The 17,346-nt window shown below is 72.2% G+C and carries 8 protein-coding genes; 1 reads left to right on the forward strand and 7 read right to left on the reverse strand.

All coding sequences use genetic code 11. The annotated features are described in order from the left end of the window. Positions 1 to 46 precede the first annotated feature (46 nt). Complete coding sequence (locus UO65_RS14150; protein WP_035282704.1) at positions 47 to 475, reverse strand: Fur family transcriptional regulator; 429 nt, start codon at positions 473 to 475, stop codon at positions 47 to 49. Between the two features lie 297 nt (positions 476 to 772). On the opposite strand from UO65_RS14150, the gene UO65_RS14155 reads away from it, so the two are divergent. Beyond that, positions 773 to 1,249 (forward strand): peroxiredoxin, encoded by a 477-nt coding sequence (locus UO65_RS14155; protein WP_035282706.1) that lies wholly within the window; start codon positions 773 to 775, stop codon positions 1,247 to 1,249. Positions 1,250 to 1,301: 52 nt separating this feature from the next. Here UO65_RS14155 and UO65_RS14160 read toward each other — a convergent pair whose 3' ends face one another. From UO65_RS14160 to UO65_RS14185, 6 genes are all read right to left on the reverse strand, one after another. Continuing rightward, positions 1,302 to 2,375, reverse strand: a complete 1,074-nt coding sequence (locus UO65_RS14160) for an MDR family NADP-dependent oxidoreductase (protein WP_035282708.1) — start codon at positions 2,373 to 2,375, stop codon at positions 1,302 to 1,304. After that, on the reverse strand, positions 2,372 to 4,078 hold the full coding sequence (locus tag UO65_RS14165; protein ID WP_052021168.1) for a phytoene desaturase family protein: 1,707 nt from the start codon (positions 4,076 to 4,078) through the stop codon (positions 2,372 to 2,374). Before UO65_RS14165 ends, UO65_RS14160 begins: the two co-directional genes overlap by 4 nt. After that, positions 4,075 to 5,775: a phytoene desaturase family protein gene (locus tag UO65_RS14170; protein WP_035282710.1), complete on the reverse strand. Its 1,701-nt coding sequence runs from the start codon at positions 5,773 to 5,775 to the stop codon at positions 4,075 to 4,077. The genes UO65_RS14165 and UO65_RS14170 overlap by 4 nt, the downstream gene beginning before the upstream one ends. After that, positions 5,765 to 15,016 (reverse strand): non-ribosomal peptide synthetase/type I polyketide synthase, encoded by a 9,252-nt coding sequence (locus tag UO65_RS14175; RefSeq protein ID WP_035282712.1) that lies wholly within the window; start codon positions 15,014 to 15,016, stop codon positions 5,765 to 5,767. The genes UO65_RS14170 and UO65_RS14175 overlap by 11 nt, the downstream gene beginning before the upstream one ends. 72 nt (positions 15,017 to 15,088) lie before the next feature. Beyond that, positions 15,089 to 15,979 carry a sterol desaturase family protein gene (locus UO65_RS14180; protein ID WP_110079925.1) on the reverse strand — a complete coding sequence of 297 codons (891 nt, stop codon included), beginning with the start codon at positions 15,977 to 15,979 and terminating at the stop codon, positions 15,089 to 15,091. 701 nt (positions 15,980 to 16,680) lie between these two features. Then, a complete protein-coding gene (locus tag UO65_RS14185; RefSeq protein WP_035282713.1) occupies positions 16,681 to 17,328 on the reverse strand; it encodes a type VII secretion system-associated protein in 648 nt (215 codons plus the stop codon). Between the last annotated feature and the right edge of the window lie 18 nt (positions 17,329 to 17,346).

Here is a 17,346-nt window from a genome sequence, read left to right on the forward strand (position 1 = left end):
GAACTTGCGCTGGCTGTACTGGTGTTCTATCGGCTGTGCTGGTGTTCTATCGGGTTGTGCGTCCGGTCGAGCAGTCGGGGCAGGTGCCCCAAAAGACGACCTCCGCCTCGTCGACCGCGAAGCCGTGGTCGTCCGAGGCGGTGAGACAGGGGGCGTGGCCGACGGCGCACTCGATGTCGGCGATCGCGCCGCAGGAGCGGCACACGACGTGGTGGTGGTTGTCGCCCACCCGGGACTCGTAGCGGGCGGTGGTGCCCGCGGGCTGGATGCGGCGGATCAGACCGGCGTCGGTCAGCGCGCGCAGGACGTCGTAGACCGCCTGGTGGGACACGGTCGGGTGCTGGACCCGCACCAGCGCGATCACCGTGTCGGTGTCGACGTGCGGGTGGTCGCGCAGCGCGGTGAGCACCGCCAGCCTGGGTCGGGTCACGCGCAACGAGACCGCCCGCAACTGAGCCTCGAAGTCGGACGTCACACGGCACACCCTAGAGACTTTTCTGGAGTAGTTCAAGTTCCCTGGTCGCCCGGGGCGGCGGGGTCCGGGACGGTCACCATGATCAAATCACAGTGCCGCGCCCGCGTGGCGGCGCACCCCGCTCACGTCCGAGTGGACGGCCTCCCCCACCGCCCCGCGACCGCCCGGCGGGAATTCCGTCGACCCCGACCCATTGGCGCACAGCCGCGGGAGTTGCGGAAAAACAAGGGGAAAACGTTCTCCGGTTGCCCCTGTTGCACCTTTTCGCGACCGTCCACAACGATTATCGTCAGTCGCATGGACAAGGGTGACATCGCACCGGACTTCAAGCTCGTCGACCAGGACGGGAATCCGCGCTCACTCAGGGAGTTCCTGGAACTCGGCCCCGTGGCGCTGTTCTTCTACCCCGCCGCCATGACGACCGGGTGCACCGCGCAGAGCTGCCACTTCCGGGACCTGGCCGCCGAATTCGCCGAGGTGGGCGCGCAGCGGGTGGGGATCAGTTCCGACGGGGTGGACAAGCAGCGGGAGTTCTCCGACGCGCACTCCTTCGGTTTTCCGCTCCTGTCCGATCCCGACGGCGCTGTGGCCGCCGCCTACGGGGTCCGACGGAAGCTGGGACTGCCGGACCGGTTCGGCGCCGTGCAGACGCGGCGGCGGACCATCGTCATCGACACCGACCGGACCGTGCTGGCCGTGGTGAAGTCCGAACTGCGGATGGAGGTGCACGCGGACCAGGCCCTCGCCGCCCTGCGGGCCCGCGCCGGGAAGTAGCACGACGCCGGGGGCGGGCCCACGTGGGCCCGCCCCCGGCACAACGGGCCGATCAGAGCCGGACCAGCACCTTGCCCTTCTTGTCCGCGCCGTCGGCGAACAGCGACCCGTAGGCCGCGGGGATCGAGTCGAATCCCTCGTGCATGGTGTGCTCGTGGACGACGGCGCCGGAGCGGACCAGGTTGCCCAGGTCGGCCTCCAGGTCCACCCAGCAGGCCGGGTCCTCCATCCACTCCAGGGAGAACACGCCGCGGACGGTGGCCTGCGGGCGCATCAGCAGCGGCAGCAGCCTCGGGCCGACGTGGTCGCCGCCGACCTGGCTCTCGAACTGGGCGCAGATGGCGATCCGCGCGCCGACGGCCAGCATCCCGAACACCTCGTCGGTGAGGGCGCCGCCGACGGTGTCGAGGTAGCGGTCCACGCCCTTGGGCAGGGCGCGGCGGAGGCGGTCGCGGACCTCGTCGCGCGGCTCGTCGCGGCTGTAGACCACGACCTCGTCGAATCCCAGGCCCAGCAGGTGGTCGGTCTTGGCCGCCGAGCGGGTGGTGGCCACCACCCGGCCCGCGCCCGCCAGCCTGGCGAGCTGGCCCGCCACCGAGCCGATCGCCCCGGACGCCCCGCTGATCAGGACGCTGTCACCGGGCCGGACCTGGAGCACCTTGCGCATCGCGCCCCAGGCGGTCATGCCCGGGCCGCCCAGCACGCTCAGCGCCGTGTGCAGCGGGAGGGCGTCGCCGTAGTGGGCGGGGTCGAGCAGGCGGTAGGCGGGGAAGACCAGGGGCATGTTCTCGGCGTGCCAGGTCGAGTCCCAGCGGGTGGGGCCGCCCGTGTCGACCACGTGGGTGCGCCAGCCGCCGAAGCCCTGGACCAGGTCGCCCGGCCGGAACAGGGCGCGGGGGCCCGCCTGGAGGACGCGCATCACCGAGTCGGCGCCCATGTGGTCGCCGACGCGGGTGTCGAGGGCGAGGCCCTGCTGGTAGGGGTCGACCGAGACGTACAGCGTCTCCAGGAGCATCTCGTCCTCGGCGAGGTCGACGACCAACTCCTCCTCGACCCTCTCGTAGATGCGCGCCGGGTCCGGGACACCGCGCATGTGCTCGCGCACGACCCACTTGGAGACCTTCACGACGCACCCCCGCCCGCCAGCGAGACCAGGTTCCGGGGCGTGCGCTCGTGCTGCGGGCGCACGGCTATCACGCGGTGCGTCGGGGGCGGTCCGTGATCGTCCACGTGTGCGTCGAACTCCTTGTTGTCGTCCTTGCAGATGAATTGCATGACCTGCCTGCCCGCCGTGGCGGCGCGGATCAGGCCGCCGGTGGTGGCCCAGACCCCGGACTGGTAGAAGTTGCGCAGCCCGGGCAGGCCGGGGCCGTACTTCTTGACCAGTTCCTCCAGCGTCTCGCCGCTGTCGACGAACGGCTGCCAGCCCAGCACGGTGCCGTTGTAGTTGCCGGTGTAGCGGACCTGGGTGAGCGGTGTGGACACGTCGCGGGCGACCACCGAGGCGGTGATGCCCGGGTGGCGCTTCTCCAGGATGTCCATCAGCGCCAGCCGCGCCCTGCGCTTGGCGGCGTAGTACTGCTTGCCGTGGCGGACGGGGAGGGTGTGCAGCTTCTCCCCCGCCCGGACCCGGGTCACCTGCTCGGGCCCCTCGTCGACCTCGCGCCACGGTGCGATGTCGGCGAAGTAGGTCATGTAGACGATGGTGGTGCCCTCCGGCGACAGCTCCGGGTAGTGGGTGCTGCGGAACTGGACGTTGATGCTGGGGTGCTTGATGCCGACCAGGTCCCGCGCCTCCTCCTCGGTCAGGAGGTAGGTGGTGCACGGGTCGCCATCGGGCACCGGCCGGTCCAGGGCCAGGAAGAGGCAGACGTAGCCGGGGAAGACCATGCCGGGTTCGTGGATGGTCTCGGTGTAGAGCTTGCGGTACTCGTCGGTGAGGTACTTGTCGTCGAGGAACTTCGTCATCGTGGTGGGCCCGTCGGCGGCGGAGACCACGATGTCGGCGTAGTGCTCGGTGCCGTCGTCGAGCAGCACCCCCACCGCGGTGTCGTCCTCGACGAGAATCCGCTGCACCTTGGCGTTGTAGGTGACCTCGCCGCCGAGGCGCCGGTAGCGCTCCTCGATGGACTTGGCCAGGCCCAGCGAACCGCCCTCGGGCACCCCGGCGGAGAGGTTGGCGTGCGAGGCGAGCTGGAAGTAGATCGGCAGCACCGGGAAGTTGGCGTGCTTCTCGTAGAGGACGTAGTTGAACGCCTCGCGCAGCAGCGGTTCCTCGAAGCGGGCGGAGTAGTCGGTCATCAGGGTGCTGATGGACTTGCGGACCACGTTGAAGTACGGCAGGAACCCGGCCAGCATCCGAATCCGCTCCAGCGTGCCCATGATGCCGACCGGCTTGAGGAACGGGTACACCGCGAGCGCCTTGCGGAACTTGCGCAGCCCGTTGCAGAAGTCGCGGATGAGCTTGGCGTCGGCGGGCGAGATCTCCAGCAGGTGGGCTTCGAGCCGGTCCGGGTCGGAGTAGAAGTGCACCTCCCGGCCGTCGCGACCGCGGACGATGTTGAACACGTCGAAGTGGCGGATCTCCTTGCCCTGCAGCGCACCGAGTTCCAGCCAGATCTGGTGCATCTCGTTGCCCGGGCCGCTGCCGAGCAGCCAGCTTATGCAGCAGTCGAACCAGAAGTCGCCCCGGTCCCAGGCCGTGCAGCAGCCGCCGGGGATCTCGTGCATCTCGAAGATCCGGCTGTCGTAGCCGTTCATCTGCGCGTAGCAGCCGGTGGACAGACCACCGAGGCCCGCACCGATGACGATCATGGTCTTGCGGCTCATGAGGACGTCCTCGCTTCTTCCCCGGATGGCACCTGCTGTTCGGTCCACCGGTCGAGTTGGGGCAGTTCGCCGAGGCGCTCGGGGCCCCAGGGGCGGGTGTCGGTGCTCTCCACGGCCCGGAACGGCACACCGAGTTCGCGGCAGAGGTACTGCGCGGCGAAGCGGCCGGAGGCGGCGGCCTTGATCAGGCTGCCCCCGCCGACCCAGTGCCCGGCCAGGTGGAACCCGCGCAGGCCGGGCAGGCTCAGCCGGTCCTTGCCGATCATCCGGTCGATCAGGTCGTCGGCGCGCGGCGACTTCCAGGCCAGGATCGCACCCCTGGCGTTGCCGGTGTAGCGCTCGGTGGTGGCCGGGGTGGACACCTGCACCTGTTCGACGCGGTCACCGATGCCGGGGTGCAGGCGTTCGAGGTATTCCAGGACGAAGGCCGCCACCTCCTGCTTGCGCGCCCGGTATGCCTTGCGGTCACCGGTGCGCAGGTCCTTCCAGGTGTCGAAGTCGCTGAAGTAGTTGCACATCAGCAGCGAGTGCCCCGGTGGGGCGATGCCCGCGATCATCCGCGACCGCAGGTGCACCACCAGGCTCTTCTGCAACGACCCGGGCAGCCGGGCCGCGTCCTCGTCGGACAGGAAGTAGGTGGTGCTGTGCGACTCCTCGGCGGGCAGGTCGCCGCGGATGCCGACGAACACCGACACCAGCGCCGGGTACAGCTCACCGGGGGCGGGCATGACCTCGGTGAGCATCGTGTCCAGCGTGGGGCTGCTGTGGCTGCCGCCGAGCAGGGTGGACACCGTGGACAGCGCGTCGCACGCGGCGACGACGTGGTCGGCGTAGTGCCGCTCACCGCCGCGCAGCTCCACGCCGACCGCGCGGCCGTCCTCGACCAGGACGCGGGCGACCCGGGACCGGAAGTCGATCCGGCCGCCGAGGGCGGTGTAGCGGTCCTCGATGGACTTGGCCAGGCCGAGCGAGCCGCCCTGGGGCATCCCCACGTTGCCGTTGTGCGCCTCGGCCATCGTGTAGTGGTACGGGATCAGCGCGAAGTTCTCCGGGTCCTGGAAGAACATGTTCCGCAGCGCCTTGGCCAGGAACGGGTCGCTGAACCGGGCGGTGAAGTCGGCCATCTGGGTCCCGCCGCTGCGCCAGAACAGGCGGAACGCGGGGAGCACCGTGGCGAGCATGGCCAGCTTCTCCCGCAGCGGCGTCAGCGGCGGCGGGGTGAGGAACGGGTGCAGGGCCAGCTTGGTGAACCGGCGCAGGTCCGCGCAGAACCCGCGGATCAGCTTCTCGTCGGCGGGTGAGCAGGCCAGCAGCTCGGCCTCCAGCCGGTCCGGGTCGGTGGGGAAGGACACCGACCGGCCGTCGGTGTCGACCACCTTGTTGAACACCTCGAACCGGGTGACCGACTTGCCGTCGAGCGCCCCCAGCTCCCGCCACACCTGGTTCGCGGCGTTGCCGGGCTTGGTGCCGTTGAGCCAGTCGATGCAGTAGTCGAACAGCCAACCGTCTCGGCCCCAACCGGTGCAGCAGCCGCCCGCGATGACGTGCTTCTCGAAGATCCGCGTCTCCAGGCCGCTCATCTGCCCGTAGGAGCCGACCGCCATGCCGGAGACCCCGGCGCCGACGATGATCACCCGGGGAGGCTGCCCGGGGCGGCGCCCGCGCCGCTCCCAGACCTCCCGCCTGCTACGCGACATCGCGCTTGCCCCCCTGGCCCAGGACCTCCAGCAGCAGGGCGGCGTTGTGCTCCAGGTGCTCGCCGTCGAGCATCTCCTCGTGCGCCCCGGAGCCGCGCAGCACGACCGTGCCCGCGGTCGAGGTGCCGTGCCAGCTCCCCTTGGCGCCCTGGGCGTACTTCTCGGCCTTGGACTCGTCGGACAGGACCGTGACCGGGGCGCCCACCACGCCGGTGTTCGGGGTCTGGCTGGAGTAGCCCAGGTAGTCCCGCGCCTGGGCCACGGTCTCCTCGGTCACCGTCGCCGACCCGGTGTGCCGCCGCAGGTGGTCGGCGAGTTCGCGCTCGAACTCGGCGATGTGCTCCTCGGCCAGCTCGAAGCGCTCCGGCACCCGGTAGGAGTCCATGATGACCACGTGCGCGGTGGCCGCGCCGCGGCGCTCCAGCTCCTTGGCCACCTCGAAGGCCAGGTTGCCGCCGAGGGAGTAGCCGAACAGCGTGTACGGCCCGTCGGCCTGGCAGGACTGCACCAGGTCGGCGTACCGGGCGGCCTTGTCCGGGCCGGGGATGAAGTTGAACGCCGTGAGCCGGTGCTCGGGCAGTTGCGCGGCGAGCTGGCGGTAGACCAGGCCGTGCCCGCCCGCGGGCGGGAAGCAGAACACGGTGTCGGTCCGGTCGGGATTGAACTCCAGGAACGGCTGCGAACCCGCCACCCGGCCGGTCACCACGTGCTCGACCGCGGTGGCCATCCCGTGCAGGGTGGTGAGCCGGAACAGCATGCTCACCGGGACCTCCACCGCGAACTCGGTGCGCAGGTGGTGGATCAGCTCCACCAGCTTCACCGAGCTGCCGCCCAGCTCGAAGAAGTCGTGCCGCAGCCCGACCCCCTCCACGCCGAGCAGCGACTGCCACAGCGCGGCCGTGCGCACCTCGTACAGGGTGACCGGCGGTTCGAACGCGACGGTGCCCGCGCTCGCCTCCGGCACCGGTAGCGCGTCCACGTCGACCTTGCCGTTCGGGGTGAGCGGCAGCTCGGGCAGCGCGGCGAAGTGCGTCGGGATCATGAAGGTGGGCAGCCGCTCGCCGAGGTGGGCGCGCAGCGCGCGCCAGTCCGGGGCGGCCCCGTCGGCGGGCACGCAGTACGCGCACAGCACGTCCTCGCCGCGCTGGTCGGGCCGCACCAGCACCACCACGTGCGCCAGCCCCGGCCAGCGCGACAGGTGGGTCTCCACCTCGCCGACCTCGACCCGGTGGCCGTGCACCTTCACCTGGCCGTCGGCGCGGCCCAGCAACTCCACGTGCCCGCCCGCGCCCCAGCGCGCCAGGTCGCCGGTGCGGTAGAGCCGCACCTCGCGGCCGTCCAGCTCGCGGGTGGTGAAGCGCAGCGCGGTCTGCTCCGGGTCGCCGACGTAGCCCGCCGCCACGCCGGTGCCGCCCACGAACAGCTCGCCCGCCACCCCCGGGGGCACCGGTTCACCGCGCTCGTCGAGCAGGTACAGCTCGGAGTTCGGGAACGGGCGGCCGATCGGCACCATCCGCCCCGGTTCCAGGCCGTCGACCGGGCCCTCGAACCAGGTGCTGTCGATCGTGGCCTCGCTCAGGCCGTAGGAGTTGACCACCCGGGTGTCCGGGCCGCACAGGTCGACCAGGCGCCGGTACTCGGCGACCTTCCAGGCGTCCGAGCCGACCGCGAGCAGCCGCAGGAAGTCCAGCCGGGCCCCGGTCCGGTCGCAGTGCGCCATCAGCGCGCGGACCACCGCGGGCACGAACTCGGCGCACTCGACCCGCTCGGTGACCATGGTGTCGTACAGGCGGGCGGTGTCGAAGAGCAGGTCGCGGTCGACCAGCACCAGGGTGCCGCCGGAGCCCAGCGCCCGGGCCAGGTCGCCGGTGAACACGTCGAAGGCGAACCCGGCCATCTGCAGGTGGACCCTGGCGTCGGTGTCGAGCCGGTACTCCGCGCGCCACGCCTCGAACGCCGAGGCGAGGTTGCGGTGGGTGACCCGGACGGCCTTGGGCAGGCCGGTCGAGCCCGAGGTGAAGATGACGTACGCGGTCGAGTCCAACGGCACTGCGTCCAGCGGCACCGGTTCGAGCACCGCGGCCGGGTCGGGCTCCAGGTCGGCGAGGGCGGTCACCGCGCCCGGCAGCCGGTCGGCGTACCGGTCGTCGGCCAGCACCAGCTCCGCGCCCGCCGTCTCCAGCATGTGCGCCAGGCGCTCGGCCGGGTAGTCCGGGTCCAGCGGCAGGTACGCCGCACCGGACTTGAGCACGGCCAGCACGGTGACCACCAGGTCCGTCGACTTGGGCAGGCACAGGGCCACGACCGACCCCGCGCCGATGCCCCTGGCGCGCAACCCGCCCGCCAGTGCGCGCGCCCGGCTCTCCAGGTCGCCGTAGGACAGCCGCTCCCCGCCCGGCACGACCACCGCGGTGGCCTCCGGGGTGATCGCCGCCGCGGCGGAGATCAGCTCGGGCAGCGGGATTTCGGCCGGGACGACCCGGCCCGCGCCGCTCCACTCGGTGAGCACGGTCCGGCGCTCGGCCGCGTCCAGCACCGGCAGGGCGGTGGCCGGGGCGTCGTCGGCCGCCTTGGTCAGGCCGTCGAGCAGGGTCACGTAGTGCCGGGCGAAGCGCTGGACGGTCTCGGCGAAGAACAGGTCGGTGTTGTACTTGAAGACGCAGTGGAAGCGGTTCTCCGCCTCGTCCTCGTACACCGACAGGGTCAGGTCGAACTGGCCCTCCTCCTCCGGCAGCTCGATGTAGTCGAGCTGGTAGCCGTACTTCTCGGTGGAGACCTTGTGCGCCAGCAGGATGAACATGGCCTGGAACACCGCGGACCGGCTCGGGTCGTGCTTGAGCTTGAGCTGCTCGACCAGCAGGACGAACGGGAACTCCTGGTTGTCGAGTCCGTTGAGGACGGTGGAGCGCACCTGCTCGATCAGCTCGCCGATGGTCGGCTCGCCGGACAGGTCGGCGCGCAGCGGCAGCGGGTTGACGAAGTAGCCGTAGACGCCCGCGAACTCCGGTTCGGTGCGCCCGGTCACCGGGCTGCCGACGATGATGTCGTCCTGGCCGGTGTAGCGGTGCAGCAGCAGGTAGTAGGCGGCCATGAGGACCACGAACACGGTGGTGTCGTGGGCGCGGGCCACCTCGTGCACCCGGGCGGTCAGGTCCCCGTCGACGGTGAAGAACTCCGACGCGCCGTTGTCGGTCTGCACCGCCGGGCGCGGCTTGTCGGTCGGCAGCGCCAGCACCGGCACCTCCTGGGGCAGGTGGTCGCGCCAGTAGGCCAGCATCCGCTCGGCGTCGGGGCTCGCCAGGAACCGGTTCTGCCAGTTGAGGAAGTCCAGGTACTGGGCGGCGGGCTCGGGCAGCTCGACAGTCTCCCCGCGCTTCATACCCTCGTAGAGCGACAGCAGCTCCTCGATGAAGGTGAAGGTGGAGATGGCGTCGGAGATGATGTGGTGCACCGCCTTCATGATCACCCAGCGGTCCGGGCCCCTGCGGAACAGCCGGAACCGCACCAGCGGGTCGGTGCCCAGGTCGTACGGCCTGCGGTACTCGTCGATGATCGTCCGGTAGATGTCCTCCCACGGCCGGTCCTCGACGTCGAACAGCGCCACGTCGGCCTCGGCGGTGTCGGCGATCCGCTGCACCGCCTGGCCCTTCTCCAGCACGAAGTTGGCGCGCAGCAGCGGGTGGCGGGCCACCAGGGCGCGCACCGCGTCGAACATCAGCTCCGGCTCCAGCTCCACCCGCACCTCGACCGCGCCGCCGATGTTGTAGGCGAAGCCGTCCGGGTTGAGCTGCTTGAGGAACCACAGCGCCTTCTGGTTCTGGGTGAGCGGGTAGCGGTGCTCGTCGGTGAAGACCTCCACCTCGGCACCGTCGTCGCCGCCCGCGGCGCGGGCGATGAGCCCGGCGTGCACCTGCTCGACCAGCTCGGCGACCGGGGCGCCGCTGAGCAGCGCGACCACCGGCAGCGACACCTTCAGCTCGGTGTTGACCTTGGCCCGCAGTTCCATCGCCAGCAGCGAGTCCAGGCCAGCCGAGGTCAGGCCCGCGCCCTGGTCGACCTTCTCCGGGGCGACCCGCAGCACGCCAGCGACCAGCGCGGTGAACCGCTCGGCGACCAGCTCGCGCCGGGTGGCGTCGTCGGCGACCCGGAACACGTCGAGGAAGCTGCCGCCGGTCTCGGTGACCTCGGTCGCCGCGGCGGCCAGCTCGGCCACCAGCGGCGGCGGGTCGGCGTACCAGGACAGGAACGTCGGCCAGTCCACCACCGTGGCCACCAGAAGCTGAGCCTGCTCCTGGCCGAGCACGCGTTCCAGCACGGCCATGCCCGCCTCCGGCGACAGCGAGCTCATGCCGCGGCTGACCCGGTAGTGCTCGACCAGGCCCAGCTCCTCGATCATCCCGGTGGCCCACGGCCCCCAGTCCAGGCTCAGCGCGGGCAGACCCCGGGAGCGGCGGTGGTGGGCCAGCGCGTCGAGGAAGGCGTTGCCCGCCGCGTAGTTGGTCTGACCCGCCGTGGTCAGCAGCGAGGCCACCGAGGCGAACAGCACGAAGTGGTCCAGCGGCTCGTCGCGCAGGTGGCGGTGCAGCAGCCACGCTCCGACGACCTTGGGGTCGTGCACGGCGTCGAAGGTGGCGCGGTCCATGTCCGGGACGAGGGTGTCGCGGACGTGACCCGCCAGGTGGAACACCCCGCGCAGCGGCAGCCCGTGGTCGCGGCGGTACCCGGCCAGCCAGCGGGTGAGCGCGGCCTCGTCGGTGACGTCGATCGGGGCGAGGATGACCTGCGCGCCCGCCTCCTCCAGGTCGCGGACGAAGCGCACCGCGCCGCCGACCTTGCCCGCCGGGTCGAGCGCGTCCCACCACGCCCGCTCCGGCAGCGGGGTGCGGCCGAGGAGCACCAGCCTGCGCGCCCCCCGGGAGACCAGGGTGCGGCACAGCAGCCTGCCCAGGGCGCCGAACGCGCCGGTGACCAGGTAGGCGCCGTCCTGGCGCAGGCGCGGCGGCAGCGGCGCGGTGAGCGCGTCGGCGGCGGGCACCAGCCTGCTGGTGTGCCGCACTCCCCCGCGCAGCGCGACCTCGTCGACGTCCGGGTCGGCGGGGGCGGCCAGCTCGCGCAGCAGCGCGTCCGCCTCGGCGGCCCGGTCCGGGGCGCCGGGTTCGAGGTCGACCAGGACACCGCGGTGCGCGGTCAGCTCCTGGTGCCACAGCACCCGGCTGATGCCCCAGGCGCGGGCGCCGATCGGCTCCACCGGGTCCTCGGCGCGCACGGCCTGGGTGCCGCGGGTGACCACGTGCAGCCTGCCGGTCAGCTCCCCGGCCAGCACCGACTGCGCGGTGGTGATCAGCGAGTAGGCGCCCGCCGCCGGGTCCAGCGCGGCCCGGTCCAGCGCGTCCGCGCCGGGCAGGTCCAGGTTCCACAGGTGCACCACGGCCTCGAAGCCGGTCTCGGCGCCGTCGGCCAGGTCCGCGGCCAGCCGGGACAGGTGGGTCGGGTCGCCGGGGACCACGGTGGACTCCCAGCGGCCCGCGCGGTAGGCGGGCCCGGTGCGCACCAGGTGGCAGTGCCCGCCCTCGGCGCGCACCCGGGCGGCCAGCTCCTCGGCCACCCCGCCGCGGTCGGCGAACAGCAGCCAGCGGCCCAGCGGGCCCTCGATCGGGGCCGGGTCGGGCACCGGCCGCCAGGACACCCGCGACAGCCAGCCGTCGATGGTCTGCCTGCCGACCGCGGTGGCCGCCTTCTCCACGTCAACGGCGCGGAACCCGCCGACGCGGCCCAGCGGCTCGCCCGCCTCGGTGTAGAGGGTGATCTCGCCGACCAGCTCGTCGGCCTCGCGGCCGGTGAGCACCGCGTGCGCCCACAGCGGCCGGGCGCCGACCTCGTCGACCCGGATCTCCCCGATCGACACCGGCAGCCGGATGCCGTCGCGGGCCTGCTCGGTGATCAGCGGGGTGAGCAGGGTCTGGAAGCAGGAGTCGAGCAGCACCGGGTGCAGGTGGTGCCCGGCGGCGTCCACCCCGGCCGGGGCCTCGATGCGGGCCAGCGCCTCGTCCCGGCCCACCCACACCTCGGTGATGCCCTGGAACGCCGGGCCGTAGTGGTAGCCGAGCCGGGCCAGTTCGGCGTAGGCGCCGGGGCCGTCGAGGTGCTGCCGGGCGCGGGCACGCACCGCGTCGGCGTCGAGCGGGGTGGCGGGCAGGGCGCGCTGCTCGGCGCGCAGCACGCCGCTGGCGTGCACGACCCGCTCGCCGGTGTCGCTCGCGGTGGCCACGGTGAACGACGCGTCCTCACCGGACAGCGACAGGTGCACCGGCCGCGGGTCGCTGTCGGAGAGGAACAGCGCCTTGCGCAGCCGCAGGTCCGCCACGGTGGCGTCGGTGCCCCCGGTCAGCGCCTTGACCGCCTGCAACGCCATCTCCACGTAGCCCGCGGCGGGGAACAGCGGGTTGCCCTGGATGCGGTGGTCGTCGAGGTAGGGCAGCGCCTCGGTGTCGAGCCGGTTCTCCCAGGCTGCCTCGGCGCCCGCGCCGCGGCGGCCCAGCAGCGGGTGGTCGCGGTGGCCCAGGCGCACCCTGGCGACCGGCTCGGGCTCGACCCAGTAGCGGTCGCGGCGCCACGGGTAGCGCGGCAGCGGCACCGGCGACCCGGCGGGCTGGAGCACCGACCAGTCCACGGTGGCGCCCGCGGCGTGCAGGGCGGCGACCGAGCGGGCCAGGCGGACCGGCTCGTCCTCGGCGCGGCGGATCGACGGCACGCTGGTGCCGCTCAGGCCCCGGGCGGCCAGGCACTCACCGATGGAGTGCGCCAGCACCGGGTGCGGGCCGATCTCCAGGAACAGCCGGTGCCCGTCGGCGGCGAGCGCGTCCACGGCCTCGCGGAAGCGGACCCGGTCGCGCACGTTGTCCCACCAGTAGCCCGCGTCCAGCTCCGGGCCCGCGCCCCGGCCGGGGCGGCCGGTCAGATACAGCGGCACGGTGGCCGGGTCGGCGGTGATCCCGGCGAGCGCGGCCAGCAGGTCTTCCTTGATCGCGTCCATGGCGGCGCTGTGGTAGGGCACCAGCACCGACAGGAACTTGGCGAACACGCCGTCGCCGTTGAGCGCCTGGTGCAGCTCGGCGAGCGCGTCCCGCTCACCGGCCAGGGTGACCGCGCCGGGGCTGTTCACCGCCGCGATCGACACCCGGTCGCCGTAGGGGCGCACCCGCGCGGTGGCCTCCGCCTCGGTCAGGCCGACGGCCAGCATGGTGCCCGCGCCGACCAGCTTCTGCTGCAACCGGCTGCGGTTGAGGATCACCGTGACGGCGTCCTCGAACGAGTACACGCCCGCCTCGTAGAAGGCGGCGGCCTCACCGGTGCTGTGCCCGACGATCGCCGCCGGTTCGACCCCGCGCGAGCGCCAGACGGCGGCCAGGGCGATCTGCACGGCGAAGTTGGCGGGCTGCGCCAGCCAGGTCTCGGCCATCTGCGAGTCGGCCTCGTCGGCGCCCATCAGTTCGACCAGCGACCACCCGGCCTGGGCGCGGATCTCGGCGTCGACGCGCTCGATCACCGCCCGGTACACCGGGTCGGCGGCGAAGAGCTGCCTGCCCATGGCCCACCACTGCGGGCCCATGCCGGTGAACACCCACACCGGCCGCTCGTCGGTCCCCGCCCGCCCGGTGAGGACGTCGGGGTGCGCGGTGTCCGCCTCGGCGGCGGCCAGCGCCGCGTCCAGGGATTCCCGATCGGTGTAGACCACGGCGGCGCGGTGCTCGTGGTGCTGGCGGCGGTGGGCGAGGGTGTGGCCCAGGTCGGCCAGGTCCACCCCGGCGGCCAGTTCGGCGCGCAGCCCGGCGGCCAGCTCGGCCAGGGCCTCCGGCGCCCGCGCCGACAGCGGCAGCACGGCGGGCACTGGCACCTCGGCCCGCTCGGCCGGGGCCTCGCGGGCGGGCGGCTCCTCCAGCAGGACGTGTGCGTTGGTGCCGCCGAACCCGAAGGAGTTCACCCCGGCGCGGGCCGGGCCGTCGTGCTCGGGCCACGGCACCGGCTCGGTCGGGATGTCGAACGGCAGCGCCGCCAGGTCGATCTCCGGGTTGACCCGGTTCAGGTTGATGTGCGGTGGGATCACCTTGTGCCGCAACGCCATCGAGGTCTTGATCAGCCCGGCCATGCCCGCGGCGGCCTCGGTGTGGCCGATGTTGGCCTTCACCGAGCCGATGTAGCACTTGGCACCGGGCGCGCGGCCCTTGGCCAGCACCCGGCCCAGGGCGTTGGCCTCGATCGGGTCGCCGACCGGGGTGGAGGTGCCGTGCGCCTCCACGTACTGCAACTCGCCGGGAGAGACGCCCGCCTCGGCGCACACCCGCTCGATCAGCGCCGTCTGCGCGTCGCCGCTGGGCACGGTGATGCCCGGGGTGCGACCGTCCTGGTTGACGCCGGTGCCGATGATCACCGAGTGGATCGGGTCGCCGTCGCGCAGCGCGTCGGCCAGGCGCTTGATCGCCACCACGCCCACGCCCTCGGCGCGCACGTAGCCGTCGGCGTCGGCGTCGAAGGTGCGCGACTTCCCCTCCGGGGACAGGAAACCGCCCTTGGTCTCGGCGATGGTGTACTGCGGCGCGGAGTGCAGCAGGGTGCCGCCCGCCAGCGCCAAGCCGGTCTCCCCGCTGCGCAGGCTCTGGCAGGCCAGGTGCACCGCGACCAGCGAGGAGCTGCACGCGGTGTCGATGGACACGCTGGGGCCGCGCAGGTCGAAGCAGAACGAGATCCGGTTCGACACCATCGTCATCATCGTGCCGGTCGCGGTGTGCGCGGCCAGCGTGGTGAAGCCGAGGTCGGCGAACTGGAGGATCTTGTAGTCCAGGGTGAAGGCGCCGATGAACACGCCGACGTCGGTGCCCGCCAGCTCGGCGGGCTTCTGGCCGCCGTCCTCCAGCGCCTCCCAGGCGACCTCCAGCAGCTTGCGCTGCTGCGGGTCCATGTGCTCGGCCTCGCGCGGGCTGATGCCGAAGAACTCCGGGTCGAACTCGTCGAAGCCGTCGATGTAACCGCCCCGACCGCCGACTAAGCGCCCCGGTTTCGCCTTGTCCCGGCTGCCCAGGGTGGTCCGGTCGTAGCGGTCGCGCGGTGTGTCGGTGACGCAGTCCTTGCCGTCGAGCACGTTGCGCCAGAAGGTCCGGTAGTCCGACGCGCCGCCGGGCAGGCGGCAGCCGATACCGACGATGGCGAAGCGGTTGTCCTCGGGAACGGGCGTGCGTGGGTGCATCGCGGGGCTTTCCTTCGTGTGTCGGGAAACCGGGTGGACGCGGACCGGGACCGCGCGGGCGGACCGGGCGGCTCAGCCGCCCGGCCTCGGCGCGCGGCCCCGGGGTCGCAGCGGGTGCAGGAACGAGGCGACGACCTCCCCCGTGCGCGGGAACGAGGTCGGGTCGGACAGGCCGATGGCGGCCGGGGTGCGCCCGGGCCGCCAGGTGTAGCTGCCGAACAGGTGGTCCCACACGGACAGGTCCGAGCCGTAGTGGCCCGCCTCGGCCAGGTCGGTGCTGTGGTGCAGGCGGTGCTGCTCCGGGCTGGCCAGCACGTGGTTGAGCCAGCCGATGCCGACATCGATGTTGGCGTGGGTGAAGTAGCCCTGGAGGACCACGAACAGGCCGACGGCGAACACCGACTGGGCGGAGAAGCCCACCAGTGCCAGGGAAAGCTGCACGACGACCTGGGTCATGGTGATGTCGAGGACGTGGTTGACGCCGTTGTTGCCCACGTTCACCTTGTCCGGGACGTGGTGCACGCCGTGGAACCGCCACAGGAACGGGTTGCGGTGGCTGAACCGGTGGAAGGCGTACCCGCCGAGCGAGCCGAGCAGCAACGCCGTGGGCAGCTCCAGTGCCAACGGCCAACCCGGTTCCAGCGGCGCGATGGCCTCGACCACAGCGGCCACCAGGGTCTGGGCGAGTGCGGTGCCGAGGGCGGTGAACAGGAAGTACAGGGCGTACACGCCCCACTCACGCGGCCTCGGCCGCCACCGCGGCTCGAACGGGATCAGGTGTTCGAGCAGGGCGAACACCGCGATGATGGTGAACGCGGCCAGCGGGCTGACCACACCGGGGTCCCAGTCCTCGGCTATGGCGACCACGGCGGTGGTGAGGGTGGCCAGGAGCAGCGCGGGGTAGGCGATCCGGCGCAGCACGGGGTGCGGCGAGGTCCCCCGCCGGGACAACGAGTCGACCACTGAGCGCTCCTCACGATCACCGTCCGGGCACGCGGACGTGCGCCTGCCACGGGAAAGTCGTGGCAGGCAGGGGAATGAGCGGGACGGTCCACATCGGCCGTCGGGAGTGGAACGCGGAGCCGGACCGTTCCGACCACCGCGAGAACTTCCGCGCGGTGGCGTGCACCCGTCCGAGCGCCACCCGAAGATCAGGTCGCGGCAAACGTTACCGATTATTTCGAACACCGGGCAATGCACCGTTCGGTTGACGGAGATTTTCCGGGTACAAGCACGTCCGGGCAACGGTTGTTCTGCGCCTCCTGGCCCATGCGGTGATCCACTCGGAGTACCCCGGGTACAGCCCCGCCCGACGGCCCCCGCGCGCCCGGACCCCGGAACTGGGCTGGTGGCAGTCCCGGCTCGCAGCTTCCGGACAACACGCGTGCGGTTTCGCGGTTCCGGACACCGCCGGAGCAGGCCGCCGCGGGCGGGGACAGCCGATGATCACACAGCGCCACGACGGGCGGAGTGGTCCCGCACCCGCTGCGCCACAAGGAGGAAGCGGTGCGATCGACGCCACAGCCCCGGCTGAGGCCCGCTCAGGAAAGGCGGTTCCCATTTCTCTGGGAATGGGGTACGGCTGATTTCCGCGTCATGAACGACATTTCAAGAGCCGGACATCTTGTCGTCACAATGCGCGGATTAATCCAGAACGGGGCGGACTACGCGGGGGCGGGCGGGTCGGTCCGCACGGGGTCGACACCGTTCCACGGGATGACGCGGAGGGTCTGGGCGGCCTGCTCCCGCGCGCGCGGGTCGGTGATCCGCTCGTCGTCCACCAGGAGCGTCTCGCGGATGAAGTCGCCGGTGAGGCGGGTCGAGGCCGGACCGCCGGGGTTGATCAGGACGTCAACGCCGTCGGCGAGGTGGACGACCAGTTCGTCCAGGTCGACCCGGTGCCAGCCGGGCGGGGTGACGCGGTCGCGGTGCGGTTCACCGGTGACCACCACGACGCAGGGGACGTCGTCCGGGGACTTGGTGATCAGGGGGCGGCCGTCGGCGTTCACCGCGAGTTCGAGCGCGGCGTCGCGCAGGACCAGTTGCAGGTGGGAGGTCTCGGCGCGGGCCTGGAGCACCAGCCGCAGGACGGCGTCCAAGGGGTCCGTCGGGGAATCCGCACCGGTGGGGCGGTAGTCCCGGTTGGGCCGGAAGCGGCCGAGCCCACCGCCCTCGTCCACCGGCCACAGACCGACCACCGCCTCCGCCGGTGGCGCCGCGCCCTCGGCGGGCCGCCAGGTGGGGTCCATCAGCAGGAACCAGTTCTCCAGCGAGTCCTCGCCCCGCTCCGGGTCGTCGGTCATGGTGTCCATCGTGGTCCCTCCTCCTGG

This window comes from Actinokineospora spheciospongiae (assembly GCF_000564855.1).
Lineage (GTDB): Bacteria > Actinomycetota > Actinomycetes > Mycobacteriales > Pseudonocardiaceae > Actinokineospora > Actinokineospora spheciospongiae.

Coding starts and splice junctions, on each gene's coding strand:
- UO65_RS14175 (WP_035282712.1), bottom strand. CDS start 15,016: ATGCACCCACGCACGCCCGTTCCCGAGGACAACCGCTTCGCCATCGTC.
- UO65_RS14185 (WP_035282713.1), bottom strand. CDS start 17,328: ATGGACACCATGACCGACGACCCGGAGCGGGGCGAGGACTCGCTGGAG.
- UO65_RS14165 (WP_052021168.1), bottom strand. CDS start 4,078: ATGAGCCGCAAGACCATGATCGTCATCGGTGCGGGCCTCGGTGGTCTG.
- UO65_RS14155 (WP_035282706.1), top strand. CDS start 773: ATGGACAAGGGTGACATCGCACCGGACTTCAAGCTCGTCGACCAGGAC.
- UO65_RS14170 (WP_035282710.1), bottom strand. CDS start 5,775: ATGTCGCGTAGCAGGCGGGAGGTCTGGGAGCGGCGCGGGCGCCGCCCC.